The 19,377-nt window shown below is 50.0% G+C and carries 12 protein-coding genes; 8 read left to right on the top strand and 4 right to left on the bottom strand.

The window, feature by feature from the left end; all coding sequences use genetic code 11:
- Window positions 1-72: 72 nt before the first annotated feature.
- Window positions 73-732 (bottom strand): response regulator, encoded by a 660-nt coding sequence (locus H9Q13_RS11285; protein WP_191183899.1) that lies wholly within the window; start codon window positions 730-732, stop codon window positions 73-75.
- 586 nt (window positions 733-1,318) lie between these two features.
- Here H9Q13_RS11285 and H9Q13_RS11290 point away from each other — a divergent pair.
- Complete coding sequence (locus H9Q13_RS11290) at window positions 1,319-1,666, top strand: STAS domain-containing protein (protein ID WP_191183900.1); 348 nt, start codon at window positions 1,319-1,321, stop codon at window positions 1,664-1,666.
- Between the two features lie 50 nt (window positions 1,667-1,716).
- Here the strand turns inward: H9Q13_RS11290 and H9Q13_RS11295 are convergent, their stop codons facing one another.
- Window positions 1,717-2,805 (bottom strand): hypothetical protein, encoded by a 1,089-nt coding sequence (locus H9Q13_RS11295; RefSeq protein WP_191183901.1) that lies wholly within the window; start codon window positions 2,803-2,805, stop codon window positions 1,717-1,719.
- Window positions 2,806-3,228: 423 nt separating this feature from the next.
- Between H9Q13_RS11295 and cphA the strand changes: the two genes are divergently transcribed.
- From cphA to H9Q13_RS11310, 3 genes are all read left to right on the top strand, one after another.
- Window positions 3,229-5,871: a cyanophycin synthetase gene (gene cphA, locus H9Q13_RS11300; protein WP_191183902.1), complete on the top strand. Its 2,643-nt coding sequence runs from the start codon at window positions 3,229-3,231 to the stop codon at window positions 5,869-5,871.
- 276 nt (window positions 5,872-6,147) lie between these two features.
- Window positions 6,148-7,161, top strand: a complete 1,014-nt coding sequence (locus tag H9Q13_RS11305; RefSeq protein ID WP_191183903.1) for an NAD(P)/FAD-dependent oxidoreductase — start codon at window positions 6,148-6,150, stop codon at window positions 7,159-7,161.
- Window positions 7,161-7,484, top strand: coding sequence for a 2Fe-2S iron-sulfur cluster-binding protein (locus H9Q13_RS11310; protein ID WP_191183904.1), 324 nt, complete (start codon window positions 7,161-7,163; stop codon window positions 7,482-7,484). The genes H9Q13_RS11305 and H9Q13_RS11310 overlap by 1 nt, the downstream gene beginning before the upstream one ends.
- A gap of 76 nt (window positions 7,485-7,560) precedes the next feature.
- Here H9Q13_RS11310 and H9Q13_RS11315 read toward each other — a convergent pair whose 3' ends face one another.
- Window positions 7,561-12,126 (bottom strand): gliding motility-associated C-terminal domain-containing protein, encoded by a 4,566-nt coding sequence (locus H9Q13_RS11315; protein WP_191183905.1) that lies wholly within the window; start codon window positions 12,124-12,126, stop codon window positions 7,561-7,563.
- A gap of 404 nt (window positions 12,127-12,530) precedes the next feature.
- Window positions 12,531-16,370 (bottom strand): PAS domain S-box protein, encoded by a 3,840-nt coding sequence (locus H9Q13_RS11320; RefSeq protein ID WP_191183906.1) that lies wholly within the window; start codon window positions 16,368-16,370, stop codon window positions 12,531-12,533.
- 323 nt (window positions 16,371-16,693) lie between these two features.
- Here H9Q13_RS11320 and H9Q13_RS11325 point away from each other — a divergent pair, with 323 nt between their 5' ends.
- The 4 genes from H9Q13_RS11325 to H9Q13_RS11340 all read left to right on the top strand — a co-directional run bounded on the left by H9Q13_RS11325 (window position 16,694) and on the right by H9Q13_RS11340 (window position 19,339).
- On the top strand, window positions 16,694-17,506 hold the full coding sequence (locus tag H9Q13_RS11325; protein WP_191183907.1) for a pseudouridylate synthase: 813 nt from the start codon (window positions 16,694-16,696) through the stop codon (window positions 17,504-17,506).
- Window positions 17,507-17,531: 25 nt separating this feature from the next.
- Window positions 17,532-18,332, top strand: a complete 801-nt coding sequence (locus H9Q13_RS11330) for a HipA family kinase (protein ID WP_191183908.1) — start codon at window positions 17,532-17,534, stop codon at window positions 18,330-18,332.
- Entirely contained in the window at window positions 18,310-18,693 is a 384-nt protein-coding gene (locus H9Q13_RS11335) for a DUF3037 domain-containing protein (RefSeq protein ID WP_191183909.1), read from the top strand. Before H9Q13_RS11330 ends, H9Q13_RS11335 begins: the two co-directional genes overlap by 23 nt.
- 85 nt (window positions 18,694-18,778) lie before the next feature.
- Complete coding sequence (locus H9Q13_RS11340) at window positions 18,779-19,339, top strand: tetratricopeptide repeat protein (RefSeq protein ID WP_191183910.1); 561 nt, start codon at window positions 18,779-18,781, stop codon at window positions 19,337-19,339.
- Window positions 19,340-19,377 lie beyond the last annotated feature (38 nt).

Here is a 19,377-nt window from a genome sequence, read left to right on the forward strand (position 1 = left end):
TAAGATACGTTTCATACGATCAAAAATGCATTCCGGGTATACCTGCAAACCTGACAGACCTTTCCCGATGAATCAGGAGATCAGCCCTCGTTGCAGCGCGTATTTGATGAGTGTGGCGGTATTTCGGGCTTTGGTTTTGTCGAGCAGGTTCTGGCGGTGTGTTTCGATGGTCCGCTTGCTGGTGAAAAGTTTATCGGCTATCTCGGCATTGGTGTATCCCTCGCCGATCAGGTTAAGCACCTCCAGCTCCCTTTTCGAAAGATCCCGGTTTTCCTCCCGGCTACCATTAATGTGCTGTACTGCAGGCAGGCTCTGCACTTTGCGCAGCAGGTCCATGGTCACATCCGGGCTAATGTAGCGGCAGCCTTGGGCGATGAGTTGAAGGGCGCAGTAAAGCTCATCTTTTCCGGCGTTCTTGAGGATATAACCTGACACGCCCAGGTCTATCATCCGGTTCACGTATTTCTCGTGGCGCAGCATAGAGAGCACTACGACTTTCAGATCAGGATATTGCTCCAGCACATAGGCCGCTGTTTCAAAGCCATCCATTCCGCCAGGCATGCTGATGTCCATCAGCACGATGTCGGCACACAGCTTGGGCAGCAGCTCAATCAATTCACTCCCACTGGCAGCCTCCCCCACCACCTGAAAAGTATGGTGGTGATCCTGCAGGAGCGCTTTTAGTCCGTCGCGCACTATCTTGTGGTCATCTGTGATTATTATGTCTATCATGATAAAAAATGCGTGGAAGATCGCGGCATTTGTCCAGGGCGATTCAAATAAAACGTGCCAGGTATCAACACCGAGCAGTAGCAGGAACAATCGGAACGGAAATCCTCAACATGAAGCCAATCAATGTCAGAACTTGCATTCAGGCCCACTCCTAACAAAGACAATTTTCACAATAAATAACCTAATGTCCAATCACAGGGGGGATAGAACCACAGCAATTTTCGATTTCTTAGCTATAATTAAGTATTTCAAACAAGCATCTATACGTATTTATAGCATAGTGTCAACCATTCTTAGGGAGTATTTTTAATTGCGCCTGTGCGATGTTTCTTATACCTGTTGTTGTGGCCTCAGATCGCCTGGAGGCTAACCACAAATTGGCCATATATGCCATACTTTCGTATCTTGCCACTATAGCCCCTGGTTTTAGCCCACAGAGGTAAAGGCTGGGGTAGAATCAGGAGTAACCGGAGAAAAACAGGCGGAAAGGAATTGTAGGGGCAAAAGCTACGCAGTCGGCAGTAAATATAAGGAGAACTGCTGTACGCTCTGGTTAAGAATTTAATGATGTGAGGAGCTTAATTTTATGAAAACTTTCAGTGTGACGACAGACACTCTAGGGGAGGGCACGATACTCAGATTCAACGGCGAACTAGACGCCAGTTCGTCCCTGTATGCCGACAATGCCCTGGAGGAGGCCATTGCCTTGTCTTCGGGCTTTGTGCTGATCGACTGCAGCCAACTGATCTATATCTCTTCAGCAGGACTGGGTGTGCTGCTGGCTGCGTTTCAGGCATGCAACATGAAGGAAATCCAATTGATTATGGTAGACATGCAGCCGAAGATCCGTAACGTGTTTGAGATCTTGGGACTGGATCGCCTGATCAAGACGGCCGACACGGTGGAGGATGCCATGCATATGGTGGCGAAATGATAATTCAACAAAAAGGACCGCTTGCTTGCGGCCCTTTTTGCTTTTGTATCTTACCAGTTGTAATCGCTGTCATACCTGTCCCTCGATGAGGAGCCGCGTCTGCCTTCGTCTCTATCTGAAGAGCGGTAGCTGCCGCCGCGATTGGAAGAGGAGCCATAGTCGGAGCTGCCGTAGTGGCCTGTTCTGCCCATCGAACTGCTGCTTCCAGCCTGAGAACTGCCTCTGCCCTGTCCTCCATAGCCTGACGCACGACTGCCATACCGGTCCTGCGATTCGCTTTGTGACCTGTAGCCACTGCCTCCGGTATCGCTGAACTGCCCCCCACTGAAAGGACCACCGCCGCTACCGAAGTAACCGCCTCCCATAGAGCCGGAGCCGCCGCTGCCATAGTCTGAACCTCTCGGATAGCCCATGGAGCTGCTACCATAGTTTTCTGACGATTTCCCGTAGCCCGACTGTTCGTAGCTGCCGCTGGTACCAGAGCCATACCTACTATCGGAGCCTTGTCCGCCGCTTCTGCCATAACTGCCTTCTGAGGTACCGTAGCGGCTTTGTGAGCCTCTGCCCGATGCCCCATACCCGGAACTTCTTGAACCTGTACCATAATCGGAGCTGCTGCTTCCGTAGCCGCCCTGGGAGGGCGAGCCGTATCCTGAATAGCTGCCATAACTGCTTCCTGGGGAACCTGGGCCATACCCTCGGCTGGAAGAACTGCCGCTTTGTCCGGAACTGTAGTCTCCCCTGCCTGAGCTGCTGCCCTGGGCGCTATACCTGCCTAAGTGTGACGGACCATAGCCGGTGTCTTCGCCATAGGAGCTGCTGCCACTGCCATACGAAGAGCCTCTGTTGTAACCGCCACTGCCTGAAACGCCGTATCCAGATCCCGAAGAACGGTAGCCTCCTCTGTCATAATCGCCCGAGCCCGAACGGTACGACGAGCTGCCCCCATAACCTCTGTAAGAACGTTCCCTTCTTTCTCTATCTTCGTCTTCGTCCTCATGCCCTGTCACACGCTCCCACACATTGCTGATTTTTTCGCCAATGCGATCAAGAAAACCTTGATCTTCGTGGTGTGAGCGGTGGTGGCCATAGGAGCGATAATCCCCTTCATCGTAATTGCCCTGATAGTCTCTTGCCATAGCTGTATGAATTATTAGTTTATTAATTGAACAAAACACATGCTCCTTTAACGGTCCATTAAAGATCAGGTTTTGAATTTATACGGTCGCTTTGCTGCCCACACAACCGGCAATCAAACCCACAAATACAAGAGCAACAAGACTTTATAGTTCGCATTAAAAATCCTGACAGAAAAAGCATACGGTCTTGCGCAATCGAAAGCCTGATGGGCTACGCAAAAACCCTTTTGGTGAGACCAATTGTTTTTTTACTAAAATTAAGCCCTAAATCTGCTGCTAAACTTCCCCTATTGGCTTGGCTTGTCCGTAAAATCATCAGTGCAGTTTCCGATATAGCCTGCTGAGAACTTTAGGCTCTCTTCCTGGTAAATGCCCCGAGTGCAGTGCCCTAGAGGTAAGAGCGTTTGTAAATCATGAAAGCAAATGAAAATACTTGAATTAAGGATTATGCGCGGACCTAACTATTGGTCTATCAAGCATCCGAAAATAATTGTGTTGAAGCTCCACCTGGAAAATTTGCAGGATGTGCTCACCAACGAAGTTCCTCAGTTTGCCGAGCGACTCGAAAAACTGTTCCCAAGCATGTACGAGCACCGCTCATCGGCCGGTTCGCCGGGAGGGTTCTTCAAACTCGTGCGCGAAGGCACCACCTTCAGCAAAGTGGTGCAGCACATCGCCCTCGAGCTGCAAACCCTCGCAGGTATGGACAGCGGCTATGGCCGTCGCTACGCTGGTCCGGAGCCGGGGGTTGATTTCATCGTGTTCTCTTACCAACAGGAACGGGCCGGCGAGTATGCCGCCCATGCCGCCGTGCGCATAACCGAGCTGCTTGCCAAAGGCAAAAAGGCCAGCGTGGTGCAGGATGTCGCCAAACTGCACCAGATCCGCGAGGATGAGTATTTCGGACCAAGCACCGAAGCCATCGTGTCAGAGGCGGTCAGTCGCGGCATACCTTATATCAATAACCACCGCAGCGGATTGATCCAACTGGGCTATGGCGTGCATCAAAAGCACATTCAGGCCGCCATGACCTCCCGCACCTCCTGCTTCGGGGTGGAGAACGCCGGCAACAAAAACGCCACCAAGCTGATTCTGGAGGATGCCGGAGTGCCTGTACCCACAGGCAGCATCGTAACTGATGCCGAGGAGCTGGAAGCAGCCATAGAGGAGCTGGGTTACCCAATTGTCATCAAACCGCTGGACGGCAACCAAGGCAAAGGCGCTACCATCAACATCACAAGCTGGAAGGAGGCTCACCGGGCGCTCGGGGATGCGCAGCGGTATTCAAAACAGGTCATGGTGGAGCAATTCATTGTAGGGGCCGATTTTCGTCTGCTGGTTATCAACGGCAAATTTACAGCTGCAGCCAAACGCACTCCTGCTATGGTAGTCGGAAACGGCATCTCCAGTATACAGCAGCTTGTGAAGGAAGTCAACAAAGACCCCAGGCGAGGCATTGGCCACGAAAAGGCGCTTACCCATATAAAAATAGACAAACACACCCGCAGCCTGCTCAAAGAGCAGGGACTTTCCCTGCAGTCGGTGCTGCCGGAAGGCGAAGTGCTATACCTGAAAAGCACGGCCAACCTGAGCACGGGCGGCACTGCGACCGACGTCACCGACCTCGTGCATCCTTACAACGTGCTTATGGCCGAGCGCATAGCCGGCATTATCGGGCTGGACGTGTGCGGGGTCGATGTGATGACCACCGACATTGCCATCCCTTTGCCCGAAACACGAGGGGCTGTGATTGAGGTGAATGCTGCACCGGGTCTGCGCATGCACATCTCCCCTACCGAGGGGCTTCCACGCAACGTAGCTGAGCCGATCATCAACATGCTCTTCCCCTATGGCAACCCTACCCGTATCCCTATCGTGGCTGTAACGGGCACCAACGGCAAAACGACCACTACCCGGCTGGTAGCGCACATGCTCAAGTTCAAAGGCTACCAGGTTGGTTACACCACTACCGACGGCATCTATATCCAGGACAAAAAAATCATAAAAGGCGACACGACCGGGGCCTACAGCAGTGAGTTTGTATTGAAAGACCCCACGGTGAACTATGCCGTGCTGGAGTGTGCCCGGGGCGGCATGCTGCGCTCCGGACTGGCATTCAGGCAGTGCGACATCGGCATCGTCACCAATGTGTCAGCTGACCATTTGGGATTGGGCGACATCAACACAGTGGAGGAAATGGCCGAAGTGAAAGCCGTTATACCCCGTACCGTGTGCCAGGACGGCTACGCGGTGCTCAATGCCGACGACGACCTCGTATTCGAAATGGCCACGGGGCTTTCCTGCAAAGTGGCATTCTTTAGCCTGGACGAGGAGAACCCCCGCATACTCAAGCACATCAGCAAGGGCGGACTGGCAGCAGTACTCGAAAACGGCTACATTTCCATCTTCAAAAACACTTATAAGATTCGGGTAGACCGGGTGGCTGACATTCCGTTAACCTTTGGGGGCCGGGCCCGCTTTAACGTGCAGAACGTGCTGGCCGCCACGTTGGCGGGCTACATCAGCCATTTCGAGATAGCCGAGATCAGGACCGCTCTGCGCACCTTTATACCTTCTGCCGAAACCACGCCAGGCCGCATGAACCTTTTCAAACTGCCCCGGTACGAGGTACTCATCGACTACGCCCACAACATTGCCAGCATGGAGGCCATCGCTGACTTCATAGACAACGTGCATGCCACCTATAAGATCGGCATTGTGGCAGGTATAGGCGACCGCCTGGCAGAAGATACCGTAGAGATTGGCAGGATAGCAGCCGAGACCTTTGATGAGATCATTATCCGGCAGGACAAAGACCTGCGCGGCAAATCCGGGCATGAGATCAACAGCCTGATCAAACAGGGTATTATGTCGGTGAAACCCAATATGAAACTCACCGAGATCAATCAGGAAACCCGCGCCCTTGCCCATGCCCTGGAGTATGCCCCGGAAGGTGCTTTCATTGCGCTCTTTTCTGAGGATATTCCGGAGTCAGTCAAGCTGGTGGAGAGTTTCCGTATTATCGAGCACAGGCAAATTTCGTCGCTGGAGCAGGACTCCCTTTAAATGATTCAGAACCGTACCGCTCTTTTCGCTACAAAAGGCAGGGAGAAGTACGGTTTTTCCCAACGCCTGGCAATTGCTTCAGGTTTAGGCTACTGCTATGCTCGCGAGTTGTTTGCAGCTACTCCAAAGTCGTTGCAATTCCTACTGTGTGTTCGGGTGGATTAGGTATGACTTCTTCGCCTGTGAGCAGCAGGAAAACCGAATATTGTTATGTAAGCCGACTGAAGGGCTGTATCTTTACTAAAGCGGAAGCACCGAACCAAAACGCTGAATTAAATGGAAAAGATAACAACCGATATATGCATTGTGGGCGCAGGCCCGGTGGGCCTGTTTGCCGTATTTGAGGCCGGCTTGCTCAAAATGCGCTGCCATGTGGTGGACGCACTGCCTGTAGTGGGCGGACAGCTAGCTGAGATATACCCTAAAAAACCGATCTACGATATACCTGGGTTCCCGTCGATACTGGCTGGTGAGCTGGTAGAAAACCTAATGAAACAGATCGAGCCTTTCCACCCTTCTTTTACCCTGGGCGAGCGGGTCGAAAAACTGGACAAACAGGAGGATGGTTCCTTTATTGTGCATACCTCTGAGGGCACTGCAATTGCCTGCAAAGTGGTCGTGATAGCGGGTGGACTGGGATCGTTTGAACCCCGCAAACCGGCCATCGCCAGCCTGGAGAGTTACGAGGGCAAAGGCGTCACCTACATGGTGCGCGATCCGGAGCAGTTCCGCAGCAAAAGGGTTGTATTAGCCGGCGGCGGCGACTCCGCCCTTGACTGGGCCATCTACCTGGCTGGTATAGCCGAAGAATTAACACTTATTCACCGTGGCTCTACCTTCAGGGGAGCGCCGGAATCGGCGGAGAAAGTGCTTTCCATGGCCGAAGAAGGCCAAATCAAGCTATTGCTCAAGTCCACCGTAACCGACGTGCAAGGCGATGGCAAACTCGACGCTGTGACCGTGCTGATTGACAATGAAACCGAGTACCAGATCGAAACCGATTATTTCATTCCACTTTTCGGGCTGGTGCCGAAACTGGGTCCGCTTGAGCATTGGGACCTGGAACTGGAGAAGGGTGCCATTGTGGTCAATACACTCGACTACTCCACCAACATACCAGGGGTATACGCAATCGGCGACATCAACACCTATCCGGGCAAACTCAAACTGATTCTGTGTGGTTTCCATGAGTCGGCCCTGATGGCCCAAAGCGCCTATAACATCATCTACCCGGATAAGAAATTCGTATTGAAGTACACCACCGTGAACGGCATTCAGGAGTTAAGCTAATGGAAGAGATGATCAACCTACAGGTGGAGCTGCCGGATGGCAGCCGCGTGACACTGGAAGCACCAACCGACATGGGACTTTCTGTGATGGAAGTACTGAAAGCCAACGAACTCGAGGTGCCTGCCATTTGCGGGGGTATGGCCATCTGCGCCACCTGCCATGTGGAGGTGCTGCAAAGCGGCGAGTTGCCTGAGCTGGGTGACGACGAGGCCTACATGCTGGAGACCTTGCCTCACGCCACTGCCACCAGCCGCCTTTCCTGCCAGTTGCGGGTAACACCAGCCCTGGACGGACTTGTGGTAAGACTAATGCCCGAAGCCTGAATAACGGATACCTTATTACCAAAAAGCCATACCCTTTGTAGGTATGGCTTTTTTTATGGCGCAAAGTTCTAACGTACTACCTGATCACTTCCACCCAACCTTTTAGCAGGTGAGCTTTCACCTTGGTGCTGAGTTGGTAAAAATATACGCCTCCCTGTAGGTTAGCAGCATCCCAATCACCTTTGTAATCGCTCGATGAGTACACTTCTTTCCCCCACCTGTTAAATATCCTGAGCTGAGAGCCTGGGTAGAATTGCAGGTTGATAATCTCAAACCTATCGTTTTTACCATCCCCATTTGGCGTGATGATGTTAGGAATGGATAGCGCGTTCTCCAGATCGAAACAGATACTGTTGGACCAACTTTCCTTAGTGCCTGCAATGGCCCTGACTCTGTAACACAGCGTGAAACCCTCTACAGGCAGCGTTAAGCTAACCGTGCTCGAGGCGGAATTGACGCTTTGGTCAAGTTTGTAAGCAGTCGCATTATCAACCTGTTTCCATAACTCATAGCGAACAGGCTCCTGTGACCAACCGTTGTAAGCGTTCCATTGTAGCTGAATGTTGCTATTTTGGCCCTCGTTATGTTTGCCACTAAGCAATATGCTGCTATGTACCGGCGACACCAACACCGAATCACAGGTATTTGTGCCCGTCAGTCGGTATTCATAACTTGATTGACTTGTTTGCAGATTTACGTCTACAAATTGGTTGCTCGCCAAAGGTACAGCCGCAATGGTGGCCCAAGTCATATCTGTGGGTAGCTTGCGCTGCAAATCGAATGTCTTGTCAGCCGGATAGGTATCGCTCGTTACTATGTTATACTTCACCAAAATGTTCTTCTCATTCGTGAGTTCTGTTCCGATAGAGGTCATGGCCAAAGAGGTTGTATTCGGAACCAAATTGAAGAACAGGGTATCAGAAGTTCCGAAGCATCTATCAGTGGCCGTTATACTGGTCTCGTTTATCCATAGCTTCCCTTTTCCGCTATCGTTCCAACTCACTTTCACCTGGTTTGTGCCTTGCCCACTTACAATCCGACCACCACTGATATTCCAGGTATAGACAGATCCGTTTGTAAGCTGGACTTTGTACGTCACATCATTCTTATCCTGACGGCAAAGCAACTCTGGCCCTTTAGGGGTTTCTGGTGTTAAAAGCTGATTGATCACTACCTTAAATTTAACCGTATCGCCTACACAACCCAATTTGCTGGTTGGCACAGCATACACAAGGGCATTCGCATTAGTCTCACCCCAATCAACGGTTATATCACTATTCGCATTCGAAGCGATCTGGCCCCCTTTCACGCCCCATTTAAATGTGATATCCTGTGGATGCTCAATCTGATAACTTACGCCTGTAATATTGGGACACACCGATGGGCTGCCCATGATCCTGGCTGCTGGCAACGGATTGACGGTAACAACTACTTTGTCTGTTTTGATACAACCGTTTGCATCGGTCACGGTAACTGTGTAAGTGGTAGTGGCTGTCGGCGAAGCGACTGGCTTGGCCACGTTGGTAGCCGACAAACCCGCAGCCGGTGACCACAAGTAGCTAACGCCACCGGTGGCTGACAATACAGTGGCGGAACCTGCACAGATCGCCACATCAGGGCTGATATCAACAACTGGCAAAGGATTTACCTTTACGATAACCTCATCGGTAGACGAGCAGCCATTCAGTGTTGTGGTTACTTTGTAGGTATAGCTTACCGGAACCGCAGTAAGATTAGATAACGTGACAGTAGGATTGGCGGCTGTAGCACTTGATAGGCCTGTTGCAGGAAACCAACTGTAGGTATAACCTGTAACGGCACTCTTACCAAGGGTGGCGCTGCTGCCAGAGCAAAGCGTCACATCAGCACCAGCATTTGAGAGGGGCAAGGGCTTAACTGTTACAGCAACTGCTGAAGATGTAGCTGAGCACCCTTTAGCATCTGTTACTGTAACGGAATAATTACCTGAGGCTGAAACAACAATAGATTTGGAAGTAGCCCCGTTGCTCCACTTATAAGACGCTCCATCTGTCGCGCTTAATGTCACACTTTCTCCTGCACAAAAAGTAGTTACACCAGAGACTGTAATGGCTGCGGTGGGTAGCGGGTTGACAGTGACCACAACCTGATCAGTACTTACACACCCGTTTCCATCGGTTACAGTAACTGTGTAAGTAGTAGTGACTGTTGGCGAAGCGACTGGCTTGGCCACGTTGGTAGCCGACAAACCCGCAGCCGGTGACCACAAGTAGCTAACGCCACCAGTGGCTGACAACGTAGTGGAAGCGCCAGCACATATACTCACATCAGGGCCTGCATCGGCTAAAGGCAATGGATTAACAGTCACCACCACCTGACTTGTAGCCACACAACCATCAAGCGTAGCTGTTAAGGTATAGGTTTGAGAAATTGGCAACTGTGTCGTATTGGTTAAGGTTACAGTCGGGTTAGCTATAGTGGTAGAAGATAGCCCAGTAGCAGGTGACCACTCATACGTATGATTCGCCTGGCTCTGTGAACCAATTGATACAGTAGTACCGCTACATACGGTTTTGTTTGAACCCGCTTGTGCAATTGGAGCTGGTTTAACGGTAACTATAACCGTATCTGATACAGTACAACTGTTAAAAGTGGCTGACCGGATATACTGGTGTCTGACTAATTTGCCAGTAGTGTTTGTCAGCTGAACGGTAGTTTGAGCAGCATTGGCAGTAGAAAGGCCGGTTGCAGGGCTCCAGGAATAAGCATAACCACTTAAGGCGGGCAATCCAATGGTGGTTTTATCTCCGCTGCAAACCGTTACATCTGGTCCTGCATCTCTTGTTAAGGCCGGCTTTATGGTGATAACAACCGAGTCACGCGCTGCACATTTTGTAGTTGCATTAACAGCATCGAAATATAGCTTCTGGGTGATATTGGAGCTTCCGGTGTTGATCAACTGGAAAGTAGGGTTGGCGATGTTGGTAGCTGATAAACCCACGGCCGGAGACCAGGTATAAGTTATACCTGTAACCGCAGTCTGGCCCAATGTTACTTTATCTCCTGAGCACAGTACCAGATCAGGACCTGCATCGGCAGTTACAGCAGGGTTCACCACAATTTCAAATGAGGTAGAGTCTTTTGACTCGCAATCTATATTGTTGGGCTTGGTAGTGACAAGAGATGCCGTATACTTACCAGGGTTTGTAAATGTCTTGGAGGGGTTGGTTTGCGTAGAGGTAGTGTTATCACTGAAATACCATTTCAGGCTGGTTGGGGTATAGGTGAGGTTGGCTTTGAAATTAACAGTTCCAGGTCCGCAGAAATTGCTTTGGTCTGCCGATATGTACTGTTCTAAGCTCTTTATATTAGCACCAGCCGAGTAACCATAAGATTCTACGTTTCCGAAGCCATAGGCAATGGCATTGAAGCCAGCAGAAGCCGTTAGCCTGTGATTACCCGCACTAACAGTTACCTGCGCATAAGAGTATACCGGATTTGCACTGACTGGGATAAAGGTAACCGGCATACCATCCAACCTAAATCCAGGCGTGTCCGCGGTTTTCATGACGATGTTTATGTAATGGCCGGTTATCTGAAAAAACGGCGAAGAGTATAGCGTGATATCCTCCAGCGTTTGCTCAATTGGGTTAACCAAAATCATCTCTGGATCACCCGTTACATTATCACAGTTCTGCGTTCGTGCATATTGCGCCAAGGTGATGGGTTTATCAGATGTTATAAAGTTGGCAGTAGCACTTGTAAACTCATAAAACTGCCCAGCGTTGAGTTGGATGTCAGAACCGTTAATTGTTACCGTGGTATTATCGGAAGCCGCCAGCACCCGGAACACATCCCCTCCTAACCTGGTTTTGAAGGGGGCAGTTATAAAATTCCTGCCCCATGTACTTAAAGGGTACAGCTGCTGATACAGGTTGTCCTTACTCCCCGCATTTGTACAACCGATACCGGCAAACGAACTGCCCGAAAACACCGCAATTTTTTTGCACGAAGGGCCATTGTCACTCACAGAGATAACTTTACTACCCGTCAGGTCCACGCTTGACTGCACCTGATAAACTTCCCCTTTGTTTAGCGTTACCCTAAAAGGAACATTAGCCGGTCGCCCCAAGCGTGTGGTCGACTTCGGTGTAATCTCAACTTCTGTATTATCCTCGGTGCCAATCACCATAAACTCAGAGAATTGATTGGCAACGTCCTGCTTATAGCTTGCTGCGTAATATTCTTTGCCTAACGTATTGGTGGGCAGAACAAGCGTTGCAGCAGACCGTGCAGAGGCGTAAATATGAGCATACACGACTATTGGCTGCTCAGACACGACCTGTATCCCTTTGTTTTCTATCATTTCTGATGAGCCGACATAGGCAGCACTGGAAATAGGTGCAATCGTCACGGTATTAGCAATGATGGCATAAGTCGTGGAGATACCTAGTTTCGGTATCGAAACTGTAGCTGTCGTGTTTACATCTGATGTCAGGTATAAACTCATTTTAGAGCCTGTGCCGTCGATGTGTGCCGTGTAACCTACCCAGAAATTGGTTCCTCTATTGGAGGTGCTTTGAGCTTCTACGGCTTGTATAAGCCCTATCAGGGTATACAGTACCACACAGAAAAATAAATTTCTCCGTAAAATCTTATTCATAAGTGTATGCAATTTGAATACAAGGGCAATTGAAAGTGCGCAGAAAATGGCTTAGACCCCAAACGCCAACCTAAGTTTAATACTTATTATATAAAATACAATTTATATATATAAAATGAAGTATAATAAGCTGTTTGGGTTATGATTCTTCACCACACTGTATCGGTAAAACTTTGTAGCAAACCGTTGCCGGCGGCATTCAAATTAACCTCCTGAACAGCGTTGAGACCAAAGTGCAGAGCCTTGTCAAGTTCTTTAAAACAGCAAAGCCATACCTGGGCAGATATGGCTTTGCTGTTGGCTATACCTGGGAATGCTCTTCCCTATCAGGGTTCCCGGTATAGTGAGCATCACGTGAGACGTGCTGGTTGTAGAAGGCACTTCAAGTTTTGCCCCTCAACTCATTACTTATTCAGGTAGATCCGGAACGTCGTGCCTACGTCAACTTGGGTTTCCACCTCTATGCGCCCTCCAGCGTTCTCAACGATTTTCTTTACCATGTAAAGCCCGATCCCGGTACCTTCCACATGGTCGTGGAAACGCTTGAACATAGAAAAGAGCTTGTCGATTCGATTACTGCTTATACCCAAACCGTTGTCCTTGATGGCTAGCACCTGGTGTTCATCGGTACTGGAGCAGGTAATGTGTACTTGCGGTATGCGATCCGGAGAGCGGTATTTGAGGGCATTGGAAAGTAGATTGTAAATTACGCTTCGGAGGTTCTTCTCAGAAAACCGGATGGTGGGGCAAGACTTTACATCAATCTTTAGCTCTACGCCGGCTGCATCAAGCTCAGGCCTCAGGTCCAGAGTGACATCCTGTATCACTTCCTGCAAATCCACCTTCACGATATCCAGGTTTTCCTCCTGTTGCAACTTCACAATGTCTGTCAGGTTGGTAATCGTCTTCTTAAACCGGTTTACCGAGCCCTGCATCAACGTCAGGATGTGATTGATATCCTCCTGATTCGGAGAAGCCTCTTCCAAATCCTCTGAAAGCAACGTTAACAGTCCTTCGATGTTAGAAATAGGAGCCTTCAGATCGTGCGAGGCGGTATAAATAAAATTATCCAGGTCGTTGTTGATGCGAATGAGCTGCTTATTTTTCGATAAAAGCTCCTCCTCCGCCGATTTGCGGTCTGTTATATCGCGGGCAACTCCAAACATATGGGGTTTGCCCTCCAGCGTGATGCCCGTCAGACTAACTTCAACCGGGTATATGGTACCGTCTTTTCGCTTATGCAAGGTTTCGAAAGGGGGAATGCTTTGTTGTTGCGTAGTCCTGAAAACTTCCTCAAACTCTTTTTCCTGGTAAATAGGGTCCACATCCGGCACCCGTATGTGCAAGGACTCCTCTCGGGTGTATCCCCAACGCTCCAGTGCCAAATCATTGAGGTAAGCGAATGTGCCGTCTTCCCGCATCAAAATGAAGGCATCGAGGGCGTGGTCACTGATGTGCTTGAATTTTTTTAGCTCTTCCGCGAAATTGCGCTGGGCTGTCACATCCTGGATCATGCCGATCACCTTCGCCGGTTTGCCATCCTCGTCAAAGAAGAACCTGCCCTTCAGCTTAATCCAACGCACTTCTCCTGTAGAATCAATAATTCTGGACTCGAAGTCCAGTATACCTGTTTCAAGACCAGCTTGGATGGCTTTGTCCTTTGTCTCCAGATCATCGGGGTGTATTGTATCGTAATACTGATCGATGCTATGGATCTCTTCAAACCCAGATATTTCCGTAAACCGACTGTCCGCTATCACCTGGTTGGTAGCTAGGTTAATCTCAAACAGGCCCAAATCCCCGGCCTCTATGGCCATCTTAGCTCTTTCCTGTTCTTCCTCCAGCTTTCGCAAAGCCTGCACTTGCCTGGTCACGTCGTGGCAGAGAATCATGACACCCTCTATGTGGCCCTCCAAATCTTTGTAAGGCTGGTATACCAGGTTCAGGAAGCCTTCTTTCTTTTTGCCGCCCACATATACAAAATATGGCATGTCATACAGGTATAGCGGCTCTCCTGTGCTCCTTACCTGATCAATAATAGGCCTGAACACAGGCTCTGCCTCTGGTATGATGGAAAACAGGGGCTTATCGTTCAGCTCCTCGCTTTTGCGGTCTATCAGTTGCGCATAGGCATCATTTACAATATCAACCCGCATCTCTTCGCCTGTGAGCACAATGATACCCACCGATGCGTCTCGCACGAGGTTTCGAAACCGCGCCTCACTTTCCTGAAGCTGAATTTGAGAGAGAACTTCTTCCGTTACATCAATGGCGGTGTGATGGATACCGTATACCTCCCCATCCTCGTCCATCAAAGGTTTCAGCGTGTAGTTATAGTAACAGGTCTGCTGAGAACCATTTATGGCTAGCTGCATTTTCTCTTTATGGGCAGTGTATGTATTCCCGGTCTTGTAAACTTCCTGTAACAGTTCGCTAAATGACTGATGTTCCGGGAAAGCCTCCCGGAAAGATTTACCTGCAACAGCGTTGCTCTTCGCCCAGTAGTCCAGCATAATGTCGTTGGCATACTGGATGGTCTGCTCGCTGCCCATGTAAAGAGCGGCGGCAACAGGGGCCTCTTCGATAAGGGTTCTGAAACGGGCCTCGCTCTCGACCAATTGCTGCTTGGTGGCGACCTGCTCGGTTACGTCCTTGGCCACTATGATAACTCCTGTAATGCGACCATCGGCCTCACGGTAAGGCTGGTAGCCGAAATTGAAATAAATGGTTTCTTCCACCCCGTTTTTTCGCCTGAAAACAGCAGGTATCTCATAGCCATACTCAGGTTCTCCTGTATGGAGTACTTTCATGAGCATTTCGAGAAAGCCTTGCCCCCTAATTTCCGGCATGACCGTTTCGAAAGGCTTGCCCAGCACATCCGAGTTTCGTTGCCAAAGTTCCAAAACCGCTTTGTTGGCGACTTCTACCACTAAGTCCTCCCCTTTGAAGATGGCGATCAAATCCGATACCTGCTCGACCACATTCTGGAACTTCTGCTCTTGCCGCAGTCGATCGGTTGCGTCGTTGAAGTACCAGGCCCAACCATAATAATGGCCACTTTCTGAAACCACGGGAGATCCGTTCCGCTCAATGATAACACCGTTTTTGAATACAATTCTGTCACGAACAGGCCCACTCGTTCTGGAGTAAGCTGCTGTCACGGTGTCGATAAAGCCTTGCTCGTCTGCCACCTGCTGCCTGGCATACGCTAATGCCAAGGCGTCGTCTTTGCTATCGATGATGTGCTGAGGCATATTCCAGATTTCGACGAAGCGTCTGTTGTGCAGCAATATCTTGCCCGATGCATCCACGATCAGCATACCGTCAGGCGTCGCTTCTTTATGCGCCTCAAACAATGCATTGCGTAAGTCCAGCTGCTCCTTTACCTCCTCCACTTTCTTTCTGGCCAGCACTTGCTCGGTTACGTCATGCGCCACAATGAATACCCCGTGGGGCGTAAGGTCGCCTTCGTTTTGATAGTAGGGCTGGTATATGTAGTTATAATACCGAAGCTCCATCTGACCATCAATTAAAAGCTGGGCAGGAAATTCAGCAGCGTGAAAAGGGTTTCCTGATTTGCGCACCTGTTCAAGCAACTCAGGTATACCCTGATCCAGGGCCTCAGGCACAGAATCGAATAGCGGCTTGCCCACAATTTCAGCACTGCGGCCTATAATTCGGAGCATCTCCTCGTTGGCCAACTCCACAATATGCTCAGGGCCCACCAAAATGCAAACTGCCACAGGTGCCTGCATAAAAAGGCTGTATGCTTTCTCAACTTTTTGCAGGGAGGCTGTTGCTTTGTCCTTCCTGACCTGCGCCGTTACATCGGAAGTAGTATGTACGATGTAAAGAACCTCTCCACTTTGGCTTAAAACAGGTTTACTATGGGCAGACCAATACCTTGTCTCGAATTCGCCGCCCGGATTCGTTATATCGTAACGTACCAGCGGCATATAATCTGCCTTTTTATGCAGGATCGCATTTTGTAGAGAAATCCTGAGCTGAGAAGCGCCTGATGCACTAGTCACCTCTGGATTTTCGGGGTATACCTCAAACACCCCTTTTCCTATTATATCCTTTCTTGAACGGGCTGTGATTTGCAACAGCTCATCACTGATAGCCAAAATAGTATAGAGCGGTGGATTGGGCTGCAGCACTACAAAGCAGCCCGGCATTTGGTTGAAAATCTCCAGATAATCCAATGATGGATTGTTATCCAGAGTAGAAGAAAGGTGCGCCATAATTAAAGGTAGTACATCGCTAAACCTTATCCTAAAAAAATCGGGCGCTGCCGTTTTTTTAGGATAAGGTTATATTGCTCAAAATATCGTTTTAATATCCGAAAAATGCTTATTCTAAATTAGCGCTTGGTCCGTTAGGTACTATTAAAAGTAGCACAATGTTCAATCATATAGAAAATTTTTTTAGTCAGCAATTCTTTGCAAAGCACATGAGTATGAGATGCTGCTGCTTTACATTACATTTGCACCCATGTTTTACTCAAATTGCATTTAAGTGAAGCACAGATACTTGACACAGTTCCTAGTCCCTTACATTCGATAGCTTGCCAGAATCACTTTCCCCAGACAACTTCTTTATCCCTTTCGATAGATCCGCAACGGCTTATTCCCTGCCCGAAAAATTCTCCTACCCCTTCGCATACAAGCCACATGCGCTAGCTTTAGTAGCATCTGAAAAACTGCAGGTATACCTGCAACGGCAGCAAGAATGGGAGCATAATTTTGGGTTGGTAGAAGGGCAACAAGGCACTGTCATCGGGAAGATGTTCGGGGTGTTGGTGGTGGAAACCGCCCAGAACGAACTAGGCTATCTGGCCGCTTTTTCCGGTAAGTTGGCAGGTAGCTACCACCACCTCAAGTTCGTTCCTCCGGTTTACGACAGCCTGGCGGAAGGAAGTTTTCTGAACACAGGTATGCGCGAACTGACTCGCATCAACCAGGAAATCGGAGCATTGGAAAAACAACCTACAGGCGAGAGCAAAACGCAAATCGAGCTGCTACGGAAAATGCGCAAAACGAACTCTGTTGCGCTTCAGGAAAAGCTCTTTGACCAGTACCATTTCCGGAACCAGGCCGGTGAGGAAAAGAGTTTACGGGCATTGTTTCATAATTCTTCAAACGGCAACCCGCCGGCGGGAGCAGGCGATTGTGCCGCCCCCAAACTTTTTCAGTATGCCTTTCAGCATAACATGAAGCCCATCGCCCTGGCAGAGTTCTGGTGGGGCTTATCCCCTAAATCAGCCCACTGGAAACACGGCCACTTCTACCCTGCTTGCCAGGAAAAGTGCCAGCCGATTTTGGCGCACATGCTCCAAGGTATAGCCATGGACGAAAAACCACAAGAGCAGCCCCACTAAGGCGCAAATTTCGTAAGTTGCAGCTATGAATCACAGACCACCAGAGATCAGAACCGTCCACGTAACCCGTTACATCACGCCTTTGCGCGAGGGCGGTTCGCTTCCTGCCATCGTGGAGGCCGACGACGAGTTCCTTTATGTGCTCAAGTTCAGGGGTGCGGGACAGGGCGTAAAAGTGCTCATCGCCGAGCTCATTGTCGGCGAGATGGCACGGGCACTGGGTTTCCTGGTGCCCGAAATTGTGTTCATGCATCTTGACGAGGCATTTGGCCGCACCGAGCCCGACGAGGAGATTCAGGACTTGTTGCGCGCCAGCGAGGGCCTTAACCTGGGCTCCCATTACCTGTCGGGTGCCATTACGTTCGATTCGGTGGTCACGACCATCGATGCAGAACTTGCCTCGCGCATTGTGTGGCTCGACGCTCTGGTCACCAACGTGGACCGCACCGCCCGAAACACCAACATGCTCATGTGGAAGAAAGAACTCTGGCTGATTGACCACGGCGCCACCCTTTTTTTTCACCACTCCTGGGACAACTGGGAAGAACTTGCCAAGCGCCCTTTTGCCCAGATAAAAGACCATGTGCTACTGCCCCAGGCTACCGCGCTTGAAGCCGCCGACAAATCCGGCAAGGCGATCCTGACCTCCGAGCGCATCCGGGAAATTCTGCACCTTATACCTGACGAGTGGCTCACCGGTGTTGAGTCGCCGTTTGAAACTGCAGAAGAACACCGCCAGGCGTACGCCCATTTCCTGGAAACACGTTTAGCTCATTCTGAAATTTTTGTGAAAGCCGCCCAACATGCAAGAGAGACACTTATTTGAGTACGCCGTGATTCGGGTGGTGCCACGGGTGGAGCGTGAAGAGTTTCTAAATGTGGGCGTCATCTTGTTGTGTTCCGCGCAGGGTTTTCTACAGATCCGCTATACCTTGAATGAAGAGCGTCTCCGCGCCGTGTTCGGCAACCTGGACATGGAAGAATTGCCGGCCCGCCTGCGTGCCTTCGAGAAGGTATGTGCTGGCCGCAGAGAAGGCGGCCCAATCGGACAGTTAGGTATAGCATCGCGTTTCCGATGGCTCACGGCCAACCGCAGCACCATTGTGCAGATATCGGCCGTGCACCCAGGTATGTGCATTGATGCAAAAGAGACACTTGAGAAACTGCACCGAGACCTGGTATTGTAAACATGATTTGAACCGATAAAACCAGCTTCTCTGCAACCCAACCAGCCAGACTGATTGTTATAACCGCACAGACCCGCAAAGCACTATGAACATCTCCCGCATCATCACGATCGTTTTGACTATAGCAGGCATCTCGTTCCTGGTGATTATCCTGTCTGATCCTTACTTTTTTACTGATACCAAAAAGATCCAGAAAACGGCCGAAGCGAAACTGGAGGAAGGTATACTGGGCAACAAAAATGCATTTAAGGAGGCCAGCTATTACTTAAACTCCTTGATCGAACAGGGCAAGGACGACCGACAAACCCATGAGCTGCTTTACTGGAGCTACCGCTACGACAAAAACTTCGAACGGGCCGAAAAGGCGCTGGACGAAGCACTGGAAATTTACCCGGAAGATCCTGCTTTCCTGTATCACCGCGCTGAGATGCGGCTGGAGTTGGGCAAGTACGAACAGGCGCTACAGGACTATGACGCTGTGATTCCACATATCGAAAAACAGTCCTATTACTATGATGCACTTTATAGTCGTGGTGCCGCCAGGTATAAGCTTGGCCTGAAGGCCGAAGCTGAAGCGGATTTCCGGAAGGCGCAATCGTTGACAAAGGATACCTTGCAAGCTTACACAGTGTATTTTAAAGAGTAGGCTATACCTGTAGGTTGAAGCTATACCTGTATCGTTCA

This window comes from Pontibacter aquaedesilientis, assembly GCF_014773225.1.
In the GTDB taxonomy this organism is placed as follows: Bacteria; Bacteroidota; Bacteroidia; order Cytophagales; family Hymenobacteraceae; genus Pontibacter; species Pontibacter aquaedesilientis.

What these genes read in the sequence shown, in the direction of transcription:
- H9Q13_RS11310 (WP_191183904.1), top strand. Translation starts at nt 7,161, where the DNA reads ATGGAAGAGATGATCAACCTACAGGTGGAGCTGCCGGATGGCAGCCGC.
- H9Q13_RS11340 (WP_191183910.1), top strand. Translation starts at nt 18,779, where the DNA reads ATGAACATCTCCCGCATCATCACGATCGTTTTGACTATAGCAGGCATC.
- H9Q13_RS11330 (WP_191183908.1), top strand. Translation starts at nt 17,532, where the DNA reads ATGAATCACAGACCACCAGAGATCAGAACCGTCCACGTAACCCGTTAC.
- H9Q13_RS11320 (WP_191183906.1), bottom strand. Translation starts at nt 16,370, where the DNA reads ATGGCGCACCTTTCTTCTACTCTGGATAACAATCCATCATTGGATTAT.
- cphA (WP_191183902.1), top strand. Translation starts at nt 3,229, where the DNA reads ATGAAAATACTTGAATTAAGGATTATGCGCGGACCTAACTATTGGTCT.
- H9Q13_RS11290 (WP_191183900.1), top strand. Translation starts at nt 1,319, where the DNA reads ATGAAAACTTTCAGTGTGACGACAGACACTCTAGGGGAGGGCACGATA.
- H9Q13_RS11285 (WP_191183899.1), bottom strand. Translation starts at nt 732, where the DNA reads ATGATAGACATAATAATCACAGATGACCACAAGATAGTGCGCGACGGA.
- H9Q13_RS11335 (WP_191183909.1), top strand. Translation starts at nt 18,310, where the DNA reads ATGCAAGAGAGACACTTATTTGAGTACGCCGTGATTCGGGTGGTGCCA.
- H9Q13_RS11295 (WP_191183901.1), bottom strand. Translation starts at nt 2,805, where the DNA reads ATGGCAAGAGACTATCAGGGCAATTACGATGAAGGGGATTATCGCTCC.
- H9Q13_RS11305 (WP_191183903.1), top strand. Translation starts at nt 6,148, where the DNA reads ATGGAAAAGATAACAACCGATATATGCATTGTGGGCGCAGGCCCGGTG.
- H9Q13_RS11315 (WP_191183905.1), bottom strand. Translation starts at nt 12,126, where the DNA reads ATGAATAAGATTTTACGGAGAAATTTATTTTTCTGTGTGGTACTGTAT.